Source organism: Lactobacillus gallinarum, from assembly GCF_002160635.1.
GTDB lineage: Bacteria > Bacillota > Bacilli > Lactobacillales > Lactobacillaceae > Lactobacillus > Lactobacillus gallinarum.
In genome coordinates, this window is record NZ_NFKZ01000007.1 from 46,847 (window position 1) to 63,677 (window position 16,831).

Here is a 16,831-nt window from a genome sequence, read left to right on the forward strand (position 1 = left end):
TTCTTGTCTTTTTTCTTTGTTATTGATTTGAGGAAGAATATCCCAAAAGTTAGACTTATTTTTCTTAATCTTTGAATTTCTGTTAGTTTTCATTGTTGTTTCCTTCATTTTCACTTTCTACAAATATAAGTATACTCTGAAAACCAAACCTATTTTTAGCTATTAAGATCGATTAATTCAAAATGAAATATTTTGCAAAAATATATGCAATTTATATGCGAACGATATATAATAGTATCAAATTCAGAAAGGAGTAAAAATTATGGCAGAAAAAACAACAGGACTTTATGTCAGAATGAATCCAGAAAAGAAGGAAAAGGCAGAAGTTATTCTGAAAAAGCTGGGGTTAAATTCAGCTACGGCAATTAACATGTTCTATGATCAGATTATTCTTCATAATGGTATTCCTTTCAGAGTAGAGATTCCAAATGCATGGGATAATTTGGATCAAATGAATAAATATGAATACGCCAAACTGCTTGACGAGCGCCTGAACACATTGACCGGAAGGGAAGATTTGCTTGGAGATGTCGCCAAGAGGCTTGATGCGGAAAAGAATGAAAAGAAAGATAACTAAGTTTTGAGGTAAAAATTATGATAGCAAGAATTATTATTGGCATTATTGTTGTTTTAGTTATTGTGTATGTTTGTTGTGGTTTTAGAATCGTTCCACAAAATAATGAAGGTCTGGTTGAAACCTTGGGTAAGTATTCTAAGACAGTAAAAGCTGGATTTATCTTTGTCTGGCCACTTTTCCAAAGAATTCGCAAAGTTCCATTAGCACTTCAACCACTTGAAATTTCTAAGTACTCAATCATTACCAAAGATAACGCTGAAATTTCTACTAGTTTAACTTTGAACTACTTGGTCACTGATTCATACCGTTACTTCTACAACAACACCGACTCAGTTGAATCAATGGTGCAATTAATCCGTGGTCACTTGCGTGACATTATTGGTCGTATGGATTTGAACGCAGCCCTTGGCTCAACTAAGGAAATTAACGATCAACTTTTCACTGCAACTGGTGACTTGACTGATATCTACGGTATCAAGGTCGTTCGTGTCAACGTTGATGAACTTTTACCAAGTGCTGAAATTCAACGTGCCATGGACAAACAACTTACTGCCGACCGTGAAAAGACTGCCGCAATTGCTAAGGCCGAAGGTGAAGCTCGTACCATTGAAATGACCACTAAGGCTAAGAACGATGCTTTGGTTGCTACTGCTAAGGCCAACGCTGAAGCTGTTAAGACGCAGGCTGATGCCGATGCTTATCGTGTACAAAAGATGCAAGAAGCTTTGTCAAAGGCCGGCGAAGGATACTTCAGAAACCAGAGTTTAGACAGCTTTAACCAATTAGCTCAAGGTCCTAACAACTTAATCGTGGTTGGCAAGGATGAAATGACTGACTTGGGTAAGGTTCCCGCTTTGAAAAAGGTGTGGGATGCAAGCGACGATAAGAAAGATGAATAAAAATTAGCTCAATTCTCAAATGAGGATTGAGCTTTTTTATACTTTTAACGTATACCAGCATCAACATTAAGTAATTTTCACACTCTCTTGCTCGCCTTATACTTGTAGTAACAATTGAGAACAAGAGGGGAAAGAAAATTATGTTTGGTCGTACTTATTCAGATTTAGGTTCAGTTGTTGGACAAATTAATGGTGAAGATATTCGCGCAAATCAATTAGAAAGACATGGCTATGATTGGGAGAATGGTTATGGCACTCCATCCGATGGTCAAGATACTAATCGTGATGGTCAACCAGTTAGAAAATTAACTAAAGATGCCAAAAGCATTATTATCTTTTGGTCACGTTCCGGTTCAACTAAGTTGCTCGCAAGTAAAATTGCGCGTGAAACCGGTGCTGATATTTTAGAAATTACTTTAAGAAATCCTTATCCAGCAAATTACCGTAAAACGCTCAGTCATACTAACCGTGAAAGAATTCAGAATGATCCACCAGAGCTTGAGATGCAGTTACCTGATTTGAGTCAATATGACACAATTTACTTAGGCTATCAAACTCGGGCAATGACTTTGAGTCAGCCAATGAAGGCATTCCTACTTGAATATGGTGGCGAGTTTTCTAACAAGGAGATTGCGCCATTCCTTTCTGAAGGTGGCTATGGTTCGGGTGATAGTACTGAATTGATCCGTGAGTTTATTGCACGTGATGGTGGTAAAAATAAAAAGGTTGATTGGACATTTGTTGGTCCAGAAAATGCCCTTTGTGTTGGCATTACTGACAAGTTTAATGAAGCTGGGCAAAAGATTTTTGGTCCTAACCAAAGAGCAGCCCAACTAGAAGGCTCAAAGGATTACGCTCTGCGCTTTATGAACAAATATGATGTTCCAACTGCTCGCCATGAAACTTATGCCAGTGCTGAAACTTGTATTGAAGGTTTGAAGAACTTCGATTATCCATTGGTGATCAAAGAAGATGGTTTAGCTGGTGGTAAAGGTGTAACCATTGCTCAGAACCAAGACGTCGCTGAAGAAACGATCAGAGAAATGTTTGCTGGTGGCCAAACTGCTGTCGTCCTTGAAGAATGCTTAGTTGGTCCTGAATATTCAATGTTCGTGGTTGTTTCTGAAGATCAGTTCACCATTTTGCCAATGGCGCAAGACCATAAGCGAGTTGGCGATGGCGACAAGGGCCCAAATACCGGCGGTATGGGATCATATTCTCCTTTGCCACAACTGAAAAAAGAAGATCGTCAAAGAATGATCGACGAGATCGTGAAGCCAACGATGAATGGATTGGTTCAAGGAAACTACCATTATTGCGGTATTTTGTACATCGGTTTAATGATGACGGAGAATGGTCCAAAGGTCATTGAATATAACGTTTGCTTGGGTGACCCTGAAATTCAAGTGGTCTTGCCACGAGTTAAAAATGATTTTGCGCAAGTGATCGACGCAGCGGTAAATCATGAAAAGCTGCCTGAAATTGAAGAAAACGATAGCTCTATCTTAGGCGTGGTTGTCTGCAGCAAAGGCTATCCAACGCATCCGGCACCTAACGTGAAGATCGGCAAGTTGCCTCACGGCACTAATACTTATATTGATTATGCCAACGTGAAAGGCGATTTGGATAATCTGATAGGTGATGGCGGCCGCCTGCTCATGGTGATTTCTGAAGCCGACAATTTAGTCCAGGCGCAGGATAATGTGTATTCTTATTTGAGTAAGCTTGATCTGCCAGATTGCTTCTACCGCCATGATATTGGCAATCGTGCTTTGAGAGATTAGATGTTTAAAGAAAGTCCCAGTTGGGGCTTTTTTAGTTTGGCTTAAATTGGTATAATTAATACGAACATTTGGTTGCACTGATAGGATTGATGATAAAATTTTCTCCACGTAAGTGGAGGTGATCCTGAAGCGACTTTTAATAGAAGAACGAGTAATTAGTGTTCTCCACGTAAGTGGAGGCTTTGAAGATAATTAAAAAGCTCTTAGTTGTGAAAACTAAGGGCTTTTTCAGTAGCAGGAATATTGAGTTGTAGCGCTTTTTCTACGATAATAGAACTAAAAGTGATTTTTGATGAATCAAATCCTAACTAAATGAGGTGAATGATATGGATCCTGAAAAAATGAATTTAACGGAGGAGGATATCAAGAACAGATATATTTCACCTGCTATTTTTGAAACAGCAGGTTGGAAGAAAAAAGATTCTTTGATGGAATATTACTACACGGATGGTCAAATCAATGTTGTAGATGATGTAGCCAACCGTGGAAATGGTAAGAAAGTAGACTACTTACTCTTATACAAGCCTAATTATCCAATCGCAGTGATTGAAGCCAAGGATAGAAAGAAGCATGCATTACCAAGTGCAGGGTTGCAGCAAGGTATGGGATATGCCAGAGATTTACAAGTTCCATTTGCTTATTCTTCCAATGGGGATGCATTTGTTGAGCATGACATGTTAACAGGCAAAGAAAGAACTTTAGCTCTTGATGAATTTCCAACTAAAGAAGAGCTTTGGAAGAGATATGTCAAAGAAAAGAAACTATCTGACAAAGAAATAAAAGCAATTAATGAGCCATATTATTCATCCAGAGATACATATTCACCACGTTATTACCAACAAAATGCTATTAACCGTGTAGTAGAAAAAATAGCTAATGGTGATCGTCGCGCCTTATTGGTTATGGCTACTGGTACGGGTAAAACTTACACTGCTTTTCAAATTGTCTATCGTTTGTTAAAAGCTGGGATTAAGCATAGAGTCCTTTATTTAGCTGACCGTAATATCTTGGTTGATCAGGCAAGAATAGGTGACTTTAATCCTTTAAGTGACAAGATAACTAAAGTTCAAGATGGACATATGGATAGTTCATATCCAATTCAATTCGCTCTTTACCAACAATTAGCAGGGAGAGATGAAGATATGGGTCATGAACCATTTAGACAACTTAAACCAGACTTTTTTGATTTAGTTGTAATCGACGAAGCTCACCGTGGTTCTGCTAAGGCTGATAGTCAATGGCGCAAGATCTTGGATTACTTTGATGGCCCTAATGTAACTCATTTAGGTATGACTGCTACACCTAAGAATGATAAAGAAGCTTCGAATATTCAATACTTTGGCGATCCAGTTTATACATACTCACTTAAACAAGGGATTGAAGATGGTTTCTTAGCACCATACAAAGTTATCAGAGTTAACTTCAATGTAGATATTAACGGATTTCGCCCGTTTAAAGGTGAGAGAGATAAGCATGGTCGCGAGTTTGATAAGAAGTTATATACAACACGTGACTTTGATAAAAGTCTAGTCATCGATGAACGTACCGAAATGGTGGCTAAATATGTAAGTAAATATATGAAAGAAAATGATCGACGCTGGGATAAGACCATTGTCTTTTGCGAAGACATTGAGCATGCTGAAAGAATGCGTCAGGCTTTCGTGAATGAAAACACTGATTTAGTTGCTCAAGATTCACGCTATGTTATGAGAATTACCGGTGATGATAATACTGGTAAAGCACAATTGGATAATTTCGAAGATGTTACAAGTAAGTTTCCTACAATAGTTACGACTTCTAAGCTATTAACTACGGGTGTTAACGTAAAGACTTGTAAGACAATTGTGCTAGATTCAAACATTAATTCCATGACGGAATTTAAGCAAATTATTGGTCGTGGTACTCGATTAGATACTGATCATGGCAAGAGCTACTTTACGATCATTGACTTCCGTGGAGTATCAAGGTTATTTGCTGATCCAGCATTTGATGGTGAACCAATTGAGATAATCGATGGTAATAAAGGCACAAGCTCTCACAAATCTCATCATTCTGGTGTATCAGATTCTGCTAAGCAAAAATATGAAGTAAGTCGTAATGTAAAGGTTTCAAATGCTGAAACTCAATTCTTAGATGAACATGGTAACCTAATCACCACTTCTCTGGTTGACTACACTAAGAAGAATATTCTTGGTGAATATGCTACATTGGATAATTTTCTTCAAGCTTGGAATAAGGCTGATAAGAAGCAAGTGTTGCTTGATGAGATGGAAAAGCATGGCATTTTGTACAAGGAAATTATCAAACAAAAGAATATTAAAGATATGGATCCATTTGACCTTATGATTCATCTCGCATACAATCAAAAGCCACTGACTAAGTCAGAAAGAATTAAGAATGTTAAGAAATCAGGTATTTTAGATAAATACCAAGGTGCTGCTAGAGACATTCTTGATGCTCTGCTAGAAAAATATAAAGATGATGGAATTGCTGATTTGGAGAGTAATAAGGTATTAAGTTTGCCTGAATTTGAAAAGTATGGCGGTGCTGTTAAGATCATTTTGTCCTTTGGCGGCAAAAAGAACTACGAAGATACTATTAAGAAAGTAAAAGAAAAAATCTACAGTTAGGGAGTTTTATTAGATGGCAGGTACAACTACTCAGTTTGTTAAGAGAATAAGAGATATCATGCGTAATGATCCAGGTATCAATGGTGATGCACAGAGAATTGAACAATTATCTTGGATCTTGTTTTTGAAAGTTTATGATGACCGTGAACTTGTTTGGGATATTGACCAAGATAATTATGAGTCAATTATTCCTGAAGGGATGCACTGGCGTGAATGGGCTCACGATAATAAAGATGGTAAGGCATTAACTAGTGATGAATTACTAGATTTTGTTAACAACAAATTATTGCCTGCATTAAAAAATATCACTGTAACTGATGAAACGCCTATTAGCAAGGCTATTGTTAAAGATGCCTTTATTGATGCTAACAACTATATGAAGAATGGTGTTTTATTGCGTCAAGTAGTTAATGTGGTTGATGAAGTTGACTTTACTGATCCTAAAGATCGTCACTTGTTTGGTGATATCTATGAAAGCATCTTAAAAGAACTTCAAAGTGCTGGTAGTTCTGGTGAATTCTATACTCCTCGTGCATTGACCGACTTTATCGCAGAAACTTTAAAGCCAAAATTGGGTCAAAGAATTGCCGACTTAGCATGTGGTACTGGTGGCTTTCTTGTTAGTGCTTTAAATATTTTGAGTAAACAAGTTCATAGTGTTGAAGATAGAGAACTGTACAATAAGGCAGTTTTCGGTATTGAAAAAAAAGGCCAACCTTATATTTTAGCTGTAACTAACTTGCTTCTTCATGATGTTGATAATCCAGATATTGTTCATGGAAATTCACTTGAAAAGCGAGTTACTGAATACACCGATAAGGATAAGTTTGACTTGATTATGATGAATCCTCCATTTGGTGGATCAGAGTTACCTATTATTAAGCAAAATTTCCCTACTGATTTGCAAAGTAGTGAAACTGCTGACTTGTTTTTAGCATTGATCATGTATCGTATCAAAGATAATGGTAAAGTTGGTGTCATTTTGCCAGATGGTTTCTTATTCGGTAACGACGGTGCAAAACTTAACATCAAGAAACGTATGCTTAAAGACTTTAACCTTCATACAATTATTCGTTTGCCAGGTAGTATTTTTAGTCCATATACCTCGATTGCAACTAATATTCTTTTCTTTGATAAGACAGGTCCTACTAAAGAAACTTGGTTCTATAGATTAGACATGCCTAAAGGATATAAGCACTTCTCTAAGACTCGTCCAATGAAACTGGAACATTTTGATCCTGTACGTGAATGGTGGAATGATCGTCATGAAATTCAAGATGATGATGGTAATTACAAGTCTAAGGCTTATACTCCTGAAGAATTAGCTAAGAATAATTACAACTTTGATTTGTGTGGCTTTCCAACAGAAACTGAAGAAGTTCTACCACCATTTGAATTGATGGATAAATATCAAAAAGAGCGTAAAGAATTAAATGCGAAGATTGATAAACAATTATCCATTATTAAGCAATTACTTGAGGAGGATGACTAATGACTCCTGAACAATTAAAAGCCTCAATTCTACAATATGCAGTGGAAGGTAAGCTAGTTAAGCAAGATCCTAATGATGAACCTGCCAGTGAATTGCTTAAGAAGATCGAAAATGAGAAAGATCAATTAATTGAAGAAGGTAAAATTAAGAGAAGTAGAAAATTGTCTGCAATTACTGATGAGGAAAAGCCATTTGATATTCCAAAAAATTGGACGTACGGAAGACTAAAGCAAATTACCACATTTGGAAATTTTGATTCTGTAAAAGGGACATCTATTCCTGATAATTCGTGGGTTGTAGATATGAAGGATGTTCGTAAAGATGGTGGAGGATTTTTAGCAATTGTTAGAAAAAAGTCTACTGATATTTATAAAAGCAATAAATACTCTTTTTCTAAAAATGCAGTCTTGTATGGAAAATTGCGACCTTATCTTCGAAAAGTTGAAGTTGCTAAAGCGGATGGATTTACAACTACTGAAATGTTTCCAATTAATGTAGTTGATATTAATACTTTGATTCCACAGTATTTAAGATATGTTATGCTTTCACCATATTTCGTTGATCTTGTTAATGATTCTATGTACGGTATGAAAATGCCGCGTGTAGGTACAACTTTTTTAGCAAAAATGGTAATACCACTCCCACCATTAGAAGAACAAAAACGTATTGTAGCCAAAATTGAAAAATTAATGCCTTTGGTGGATGAATATGCTGAATCATATAATCGTCTTCAGAAGATCGATAATGAATTTGAAGATAAATTAAAGCAATCTGTCTTGCAGTATGCCATGGAAGGTAAGCTGGTTAAACAAAATCCTAGTGATGAACCAGCTAGTGAATTAATCAAGAAGATTGAAAATGAAAAAGCTGAATTAATCAAAGAAGGCAAGATTAAGAAAAGCAAGAAATTACCTGCAATTACTGATGATGAAAAGCCATTTGATATTCCTGATAGTTGGGAATGGGTGAGATTAGGAAATATAACCATTTATCAAAATGGCTATGCTTATAAATCATCTCAATTAACCAAAATAAAAAGGGGACTGCCGGTAATTAAAAGTCAGAATATTATGACTCTAAATGTGGTAATAAAAGACAATAATGATTATGTTGAGCAACCGAATGATAGGATGTTGAGGAGTCAAATTAATAAAGGTGATTTATTGATGTGCCTTTCTTCTCAATCCCAAAATCCTGAACCATTAGGGAAGACAGCAATTTACAATTTAGATGAACCAGCTTTACTAAACCAACGAGTATTGAAATTAAAGTTGATAGATCAATCAATGACTAAGCTAGTATTCTATTTTATCAATTCTCCGTGGTTCCATTATACGGTTTCACATAAAGGTAGTGGATCCGGTCAGTCTAATTTAAAGTTAAATCATGTAAGGAATATGCTTTTACCTGTACCACCATTAGAGGAACAAAAACGTATTGTTACAAAAATTGAAGAACTTATGACTTCGATAAATAAAATATCTAAGTAAAGCAGTACGATTCAATGTTAACTAAATTTATCAAGTATTTGGTGAGGTAAACAATGAAGAAAAATAAATTTAATTGTATTTTGTCAGTTTGATTTTTTTATTATTATTCTCAGTTAGATTATCATTTTCTAACGGTAAAACTTCACTAGAAAGTCAAACTGTACAAGCTAGTTCACTAAAAAGAACATATATTCCTAATAGATTTCGAGAAACATGGTATGCCAATAAGCATGACAAAATGAAGATTACTGCTAATTCTGTAGGTGGGAATGTAGTGGGTAAGACTTACACTAATTTTTATCATGGTGGCTATAAAGATGTCACTGAAGGAGTAAGCAAACATAATCTTGTTCGTTATAAAGGAAAGTCAATGATCATTCTTTTTGCAAAGGGTGGTAGTGATACAACTTTCCGTGTAGTAAGTCGTCATCATTATAAAGCACTATATTTCCAACAAGGCGGAGGATACATTTATTTCTATCGTTCAAGAGCTACTGCAAAACGCTATGGTAATTATTAATTTAAATATAGAAACAGGAATAGTACCATGCCGATATTCACTAGATATAGATTAAGTGGCAAAGTAGTCGAATCTCGATTTATAGATTCAGATGAAATTACACAACACAAATATAGTATTCTAGGTCAAAAAGCTAGAATTACTACGAATGATGGTAAAGTCTACGAAGGCTTTGCAGATGAGCCTTATCATACTGGAGAAGGAAACAGCCTAACTTTAATGTGGTATGACACGGATTATAAAACAGGACATCTAAGAAGCAGTAATATGGTTACCATATTTATACCGATAGGCATTGTTGCTAAGATTGAAGCAATCTTATACAGCAATCCACGTTGGGGCCTTCCACCATTTAATGAATTTTTGTTTAGTAGTGAGATAAAGCGTTGTGAGTTTAAACCTGATGATGAGTTGAAACAATTTATTAGAGACTTTAATAAAAAACATCAAAAATAAGATTGATAAATTTCTACTTGAAACTACTATTCTTAGTTGATATCTTTTGATATAATTTTATGAGTAGAAAACAAATGTTTTGTTTAAAATCTTCATTTAACTCGTGAGAAATGTAAATACAACAAACAATGGCTTAAAGTCTTCACGACGTCAATTTTTTATCTAACTCAAGAGAATTACAAATAAATATATTTACAATAAAAAAGGCGATTCCTTAGTGGAAATCGTCCTTTTTTGCGTATACAGAATGATATGAATTAGTAAGGAAGGATAACAATGAATAAATTAGTGAAATGTTCTGCAGCTGCATTATTAGCTGCAAGTTTATTTGGCTTTGGCGGACAATTCGTTAATGCTGCTACCGGATATCAAAGATTGACTCATAATGCTTACGCTTATACATATAATGGTAAAAGTGCCAATGCTAAGCTCTACAAAAAGGGCAGTAAGGTTAAAGTCATTGGCTCAATTAAATTGAAAGGCAAGAAATACAACATTATTAGTGGCAATGTTTATATTAATGCTTCTAACTTTGCTAAACGCAGATCACGCAATGTATTGGGCGATGGCTATGAGACACAACTTTTACACAATTCTTACGTTTATAATGCAAAAGGCCAACGTATTAAAGGTACAAAATTACGCAAGGGCCATAGCGTAACTTGTTATGGTAATCCAATTCGAATTCATGGCAAAAAGTATGTTCAAATTGGTAATGGTCAATTCGTACGCTCAAGCAATGTACTTTTATCTTATAATGGCCCAACGGGTTCAGATTCTTTGAACCATACGCACCACAATGCTTCAAGCAATACCTCAAGTACTACCAAGCAAATTAATTCTAATAGTAGTAACTCAACTACGAATAATGGTTCTAATAGTAGTTCTAACCAAAGTAATTCAAGTAGCACATAAAGTACTAATAAGGGTAACTCAACTACAAATAAATCAACTTCAGGTAGTTCAACTACTGATAAGAAAGATCAAAGTAAGCCAGATACAGGCAAGAAAGATTCCGATAAGAAGGATCAATCTAAGTCTGATTCAAAGACTCCATCTAAGTCAGGTGATACTAAGAATAGTGATAAGCCAAATAAGGTAGATTTACCTACTCAAGCAGATTACAATGCATTGTCTGATGCAATTATAATGGCACGAAGGGCCGGTTATCAGATGTCATCTTATGCCAAGAAAAAAATATATGATTCTGCTGTGGAAAAAGCAAATTATTATAAAGAATTTCGTGATTATTCAGGTAATAATATATCTGGAGCAGATGTTCGTAAAGTAACTTCAGACTTAAATGCTGCGGTTGCTGGTTTGGATTGGAAAAATAAAATAGCTAAATTTCCTACAATAACAGTAGAAATAGATAAGAACGGAAAAAGAAAATGGAATTGGACTCCTAAAGCGGAACAGCAAGTCTTAAAGGTAGTTAATGAAATTTATGGTTTAACTGATGCACATTTCTTACATAAAGATCCTAACAGTAATACAATAGTATTCACGCATGGTAGTTTTCCTGAAACAGCAGATACGAGAGAATTTGTAAAATTGGTATCATCTGACGGTAAACGAATAGATTTCTAATTGATAAAGGCTTTTTTGAATGTTAAATAATTTAGTGTGTTTTTTGAATACGGCTTGGCAATGGATTTTGCATAATATTTTCTCAATTAGCGCATTAGCCGTGTCTCTACTTACACTACATAGAAATAGGACTACTCTTGAAGTTAAATTTAGTCCAGGAATTGATAGAACTATGGATTTATCAACAGAAATCATAGATAAAAATGGCAATTATATCCATGCATACAGAAATGTTTTCTTGGTTTCTGTAGAAATCATAAATTCTTCTCCTAATGATATTGCCTATTATGATTTATATGCTTTTGATCCAAAAACATATAATTTTTTAGAATTTGTTAATCCTAAAGCGTTTTTATTTTCTCATCCTGGTGTTGGTGTAATTCACTATATTAATAAAGTAACATTTAATATTCTTAACGTGCCTTTAGAACAATATGGAGTATTTAAAGCTAATTCATATACTAAGTTTAATTTACCAATTATCGTTACTGATCCCGATGAAATAAAAAATATAGATGCCTTAACGGTCGGATTTAAGGCTATTAAAAGAACATTATTTAGAAATACAGATAAACAATCTTATTATGTGACTTATAATGTTAAGAATTTACTACAGGATTCACGTTTTAAGAAGGGATATAATAACGAAATAAAAATTTTCATTACTATAAGTGAGATTTTAAATAGTGAAAAACTAGAAGATGCTTTTTTGTATGATGAATTACCTAAGTTAGATATAATTCTGGGAGAGTTGAAGAATAGTGAAATAAGTGATCAAGCATTATCCGATATAGTAAATATGTATAAATACTTAATTGAAAATAAAACGATGCTTTCAGTTGAGGTGAAAAGTTTATTACGTGATATTACGAAAAGATCTATATTGGGTTTTGCCACTGAGAATAATCAAAAAAGAAAAGACTTAATGCTAAAAATAAAAAAAGACTTTAGTAAAATTTCTGATAGAACTATAACGTCAACTAAATTTTAAGCTAAAAGTTTATATTTGATCTGATATAATAATTAAGAATCTAATTTTAAGATTGTTGTTAAAACAATTTTTAAAATTATGGTCGCATTTATATGAGTGCGTGGATTGAAATCAATATATGCTTTCTGGTATTCCTTTTAAAGCTAATTGTAGGCTAATCAGAAAGGTTAATATTTAAAGGCTCCATAAAAGTGGAGCTTTTTTCTTTTCGATTAAACTTCCTATTAAAAGATTACCCTTGAAACTGGTAAAATAGATAAGTAAGTATAGAGAACAATTTATTAAAAAAGGGGAATAAAATGGCAGATAAAAAATTACTTCTAATCGATGGTAACTCTGTAGCTTTCAGAGCCTTTTACGCTCTTTATCGTCAACTAGAATCTTTCAAGAGTCCGGACGGCCTGCACACTAATGCCATTTACGCTTTTAAGAACATGCTCGATGTCCTTTTAAAAGACGTTGATCCAACCCACGTATTGGTAGCTTTTGATGCAGGAAAAGTCACTTTTAGAACAAAAATGTATGGAGAGTATAAAGGCGGACGTGCGAAAACTCCAGAAGAGTTGCTCGAACAAATGCCTTATATTCAAGAAATGCTGCATGATTTAGGCATTAAAACTTATGAATTAAAGAATTACGAAGCAGACGACATCATTGGTACTTTTGCTGCGAAGGGTGAAAAGGCCGGGTTCACAACCACGATCGTAACTGGTGACCGCGACTTGACCCAACTTGCGTCCGACAAGACGACTGTCGAAGTAACTAAATCTGGTGTTTCTCAACTTGAAGCCTACACGCCTGAACATATGAAGGAAGTTAATGGTGTTACTCCAACCGAATTCATCGACATGAAGGCCTTAATGGGTGATAACTCTGATAACTACCCAGGTGTCGAAGGTATTGGTCCTAAGACAGCTTCTAATTTAATTCAAGAATATGGTTCAGTAGAAAATCTTTACGATCATATTGATGAAATGAAGAAATCTAAGCGTAAAGAGCGTTTGATTCGTGACAAAGACAAGGCTTTTTTAGCTAAAAAGCTTGCCACTATTGACCGTGATTCACCGGTAACTCTAGATATCGATGATATAAAACGTCAGCCAGTTGATTATGAAAAGCTGCGTCAATTCTACGAAAAGATGAACTTCCGCAAGTTCTTAGCTGATTTAAATGCTTCAGGTGCTGGTCAAGATAGTACTGAAGTTGAAAAAGTAGAATACATTGTTTTAAACGACGACAACGTTAAGGATGTTAAGGCTACTGAAGATGACACCATTGAGTTTTACTTAGAAATGCTCGGTGCTAACTATCACTTAGCTCCTTTTGTTGGCTTTAGCTTGAAGATTAACGACAAGATCTACGTTTCAAGAGACGTTGAATTGCTTGAAGAAGATAATATCAAGCACATCTTAGAAGACGAAAAGATTAAGAAGAATGTTTTTGACCTGAAGAGAACAATGGTTGCTGCACATCGTTTGGGCATTCACACTCACGGTCTTGATTACGACATGCTTTTGGCATCTTACTTGATTAATAATGAAAATAACTCCAACGATCTTGGTGAAATTGCCCATCTTTATGGGGATTATTCCGTTAAGACCGACCTTGAAGTCTACGGCAAAGGTAAGAGTGAACACATCCCTGATGACGATGATGAATTATTCAACCACTTAGCTTCCAAGGTCAACGCCATTGAAAAACTTAAGCCGGAGCTTCTTAAAAAGCTTAAAGAACACGAACAGGATGCTTTGTTTGACACAATCGAAATCCCAACCGCGCGCGTTTTAGCCAGAATGGAAATGAACGGGATGAAGGTCGAAGCAAGTACTTTAATTCAACTGCAAAATGAATTTGCCGTTAAATTGAAGGAACTCGAAGACAAGATTTATGACCAAGCTGGTGAAAAGTTCAATTTGAATTCACCTAAGCAATTAGGTCACATTTTGTTTGAAAAGCTTGGTTTGCCAGTCATCAAGAAGACCAAGACTGGTTACTCAACTTCAGTTGAAGTTTTGGATCAATTAAAGACGCAAAGTCCAATCGTTAGTGAAATTTTGGATTACCGTCAAATTGCCAAGATTCAATCTACCTATGTAAAGGGTCTGCTTGACGTTATCCAACCAGATGGCCGTGTTCACACGCGTTACTTGCAAACCTTGACTGCGACTGGTCGACTTTCTAGTGTGGATCCTAACTTGCAAAATATCCCTACCCGCACCGAAGAAGGAAAGCAAATCAGAAAAGCTTTCGTGCCAAGTGAACCAGACGGCTACATTTTCTCTTGCGACTACTCACAAGTTGAACTTCGTGTTTTAGCTCACGTTTCGGGCGATCAAAACATGCAAGAAGCCTTCAAGACCGGTTATGATATTCACTCCCATACTGCGATGAAGATCTTCCATTTAGATTCTCCAGATGAAGTAACGCCACTGATGCGTCGTCACGCTAAGGCTGTTAACTTCGGTATCGTTTATGGTATTTCCGATTACGGTTTGTCCAAGAACTTAGGCATTTCTAGAAAACGTGCTCAAGAATTTATCGACAACTACTTCGAACAATATCCTCAAATCAAGGATTACATGAATAAAGCAGTACAAGAAGCGCGTGACAAGGGCTATGCCGAAACAATCATGCACCGTCGCAGATACTTGCCAGATATTCACGCTAAGAAGTACACCGTTCGTGCCTTTGCTGAAAGAACTGCTATTAATTCACCAATTCAAGGTTCAGCTGCCGATATTATTAAAATTGCAATGATTAACATGCAAAAGAAGTTAGATGAACTACATTTGAAGACTAAAATGGTAGTGCAGGTACACGATGAATTGATTTTTGATGTACCAAAAGATGAGCTAGAAACAATTAAAAAGATTGTGCCTGAAGTAATGCAATCAGCTGTTAAGCTTGATGTGCCACTAATTGCTGATTCTGGCTGGGGACACAATTGGTATGATGCAAAGTAGGTGATAAAATGCCTGAAATGCCTGAAGTTGAAACAGTTCGAAGAACGCTGCTTCCTTTAGTTAAGGGAAAAACTATTAAAAAAGTGATTTTGTGGTATCCAAAAATTGTGGCGACTGATCATGAAAAATTTTTATCTGAATTGCCTGGTAAAAAGATTATCGATATTGATCGCTACGCCAAGTATTTGCTTATTCGCTTGAGTGATAATTTAACGATTGTTTCTCATTTGCGAATGGAAGGAAAGTATCATTTAACTGCGCCGGAAACGCCTAAGGATAAACACGATCACGTTGAGTTTGTTTTTACTGATGGAACAGCGTTGCGGTATAATGATGTGCGCAAATTTGGGCGGATGCAGCTAATTTTAACTGGCACCGAAAGACAAACTACAGGGATTGGTAAGCTTGGAGTAGAACCAAATAGTTCTAAATTTACTTCAGAATATTTAATTAATGGCTTAAAGCGTAAGAAGAAAAATATCAAAAACACTTTGCTTGATCAATCAGTAGTAGCTGGTCTAGGTAATATTTATGTTGATGAGGTTCTTTGGCGAACCAAGATTCATCCTTTAAGTCAGGCCAATAAAATTCCTGTGGAAAAAGTATCTGAATTACATGATCAGATTAATAAAATTATTGCCGAAGCAATTAAGCTGCAAGGTACTACAGTTCATTCCTTTTTGAATGCGAATGGACAAGTTGGTGGCTTTCAAAGTAAATTGCAAGTTTACGGTCATGTAGGTGAGCCCTGCCCAGTTTGTGGTACTAAATTTGAAAAAATTAAGGTTAATGGTCGGGGAACCACTTTTTGTCCTCATTGTCAGGTGATTTATAAATGAGTTATGTCTTAGCATTAACAGGTGGAATTGCCACCGGTAAAAGTACTGCTGATGATTTTTTTAAAAAGAAAAACATTCCGATTATTGACTGTGATCAAATTGCCCACGAACTGATGAAACCCGGCAATGCATCTTGGCAAGCGATTAAAGATCATTTTGGGGTAGAATATTTAAATTCAGACCAAACAATAAATCGTAAAAAATTAGGGCAATTAGTTTTTAGTAATAAAAGAGCCTTGTCTGAATTAAATCAGTTGACGCATCCGTTAATTTTCGATAAAACAGTAGCAAAGATAAAAGAATATCAGAATTTTGCTCTTGTTATTTTAGATGCACCAGTGTATTTTGAAGCGGGATTGGATAAAAAACATGTAGCTAATGGAGTTTTAGTGATTACCCTTCCTGAGCAATTACAGATTGAACGTTTAAAAAAGCGTAATAATCTATCTGACGAGGAAGCAAGAATGCGGATTAATAGTCAGATGCCATTAGCTGAAAAAGAAAAAATGGCCGATTTTGTAGTGGCAAATACTGGTACAATAAAAGAATTAGAAAATAAACTAGAACAGATATTAATTAAGATCAAAGAAGAGGGATAGC

14 protein-coding genes are annotated in these 16,831 nt (G+C 35.5%); all 14 read left to right on the forward strand.

Translation table 11 applies throughout. The features are described from left to right. The first annotated feature begins 262 nt into the window (after window positions 1–262). The 14 genes from B5E95_RS04305 to coaE all read left to right on the forward strand — a co-directional run bounded on the left by B5E95_RS04305 (window position 263) and on the right by coaE (window position 16,830). A complete protein-coding gene (locus B5E95_RS04305; RefSeq protein ID WP_087235653.1) occupies window positions 263–577 on the forward strand; it encodes a type II toxin-antitoxin system RelB/DinJ family antitoxin in 315 nt (104 codons plus the stop codon). A 17-nt stretch (window positions 578–594) separates the two neighbouring features. Then, a complete protein-coding gene (locus B5E95_RS04310) occupies window positions 595–1,476 on the forward strand; it encodes an SPFH domain-containing protein (protein ID WP_013438451.1) in 882 nt (293 codons plus the stop codon). Window positions 1,477–1,616: 140 nt separating this feature from the next. Beyond that, window positions 1,617–3,260 (forward strand): phosphoribosylamine--glycine ligase, encoded by a 1,644-nt coding sequence (purD, locus tag B5E95_RS04315; protein ID WP_087235654.1) that lies wholly within the window; start codon window positions 1,617–1,619, stop codon window positions 3,258–3,260. 326 nt (window positions 3,261–3,586) lie between these two features. Continuing rightward, window positions 3,587–5,890, forward strand: coding sequence for an EcoAI/FtnUII family type I restriction enzme subunit R (gene hsdR / locus B5E95_RS04320; RefSeq protein WP_087235655.1), 2,304 nt, complete (start codon window positions 3,587–3,589; stop codon window positions 5,888–5,890). 13 nt (window positions 5,891–5,903) lie between these two features. Continuing rightward, on the forward strand, window positions 5,904–7,382 hold the full coding sequence (locus B5E95_RS04325; RefSeq protein WP_087235656.1) for a class I SAM-dependent DNA methyltransferase: 1,479 nt from the start codon (window positions 5,904–5,906) through the stop codon (window positions 7,380–7,382). Continuing rightward, window positions 7,382–8,872: a restriction endonuclease subunit S gene (locus B5E95_RS10625; protein ID WP_087301072.1), complete on the forward strand. Its 1,491-nt coding sequence runs from the start codon at window positions 7,382–7,384 to the stop codon at window positions 8,870–8,872. Before B5E95_RS04325 ends, B5E95_RS10625 begins: the two co-directional genes overlap by 1 nt. 73 nt (window positions 8,873–8,945) lie before the next feature. After that, the gene (locus B5E95_RS04335; RefSeq protein ID WP_046434068.1) at window positions 8,946–9,392 is read left to right on the forward strand and encodes a hypothetical protein; all 447 of its coding nucleotides are present in this window, start codon (window positions 8,946–8,948) and stop codon (window positions 9,390–9,392) included. A gap of 27 nt (window positions 9,393–9,419) precedes the next feature. Continuing rightward, a complete protein-coding gene (locus B5E95_RS10885; protein ID WP_229265619.1) occupies window positions 9,420–9,848 on the forward strand; it encodes a hypothetical protein in 429 nt (142 codons plus the stop codon). Window positions 9,849–10,124: 276 nt separating this feature from the next. Further along, a complete protein-coding gene (locus B5E95_RS04345; RefSeq protein ID WP_087235657.1) occupies window positions 10,125–10,763 on the forward strand; it encodes an SLAP domain-containing protein in 639 nt (212 codons plus the stop codon). Window positions 10,764–10,979: 216 nt separating this feature from the next. Next, complete coding sequence (locus B5E95_RS04350; RefSeq protein ID WP_089145236.1) at window positions 10,980–11,438, forward strand: hypothetical protein; 459 nt, start codon at window positions 10,980–10,982, stop codon at window positions 11,436–11,438. A 19-nt stretch (window positions 11,439–11,457) separates the two neighbouring features. Continuing rightward, window positions 11,458–12,429: a hypothetical protein gene (locus tag B5E95_RS04355; protein WP_087235659.1), complete on the forward strand. Its 972-nt coding sequence runs from the start codon at window positions 11,458–11,460 to the stop codon at window positions 12,427–12,429. Between the two features lie 299 nt (window positions 12,430–12,728). Further along, on the forward strand, window positions 12,729–15,392 hold the full coding sequence (gene polA, locus B5E95_RS04360; RefSeq protein ID WP_087235660.1) for a DNA polymerase I: 2,664 nt from the start codon (window positions 12,729–12,731) through the stop codon (window positions 15,390–15,392). A gap of 8 nt (window positions 15,393–15,400) precedes the next feature. Then, window positions 15,401–16,231, forward strand: coding sequence for a DNA-formamidopyrimidine glycosylase (gene mutM, locus B5E95_RS04365; protein WP_087235661.1), 831 nt, complete (start codon window positions 15,401–15,403; stop codon window positions 16,229–16,231). Further along, window positions 16,228–16,830 carry a dephospho-CoA kinase gene (coaE, locus tag B5E95_RS04370; RefSeq protein ID WP_087235662.1) on the forward strand — a complete coding sequence of 201 codons (603 nt, stop codon included), beginning with the start codon at window positions 16,228–16,230 and terminating at the stop codon, window positions 16,828–16,830. The genes mutM and coaE overlap by 4 nt, the downstream gene beginning before the upstream one ends. Window position 16,831: the final 1 nt, after the last annotated feature.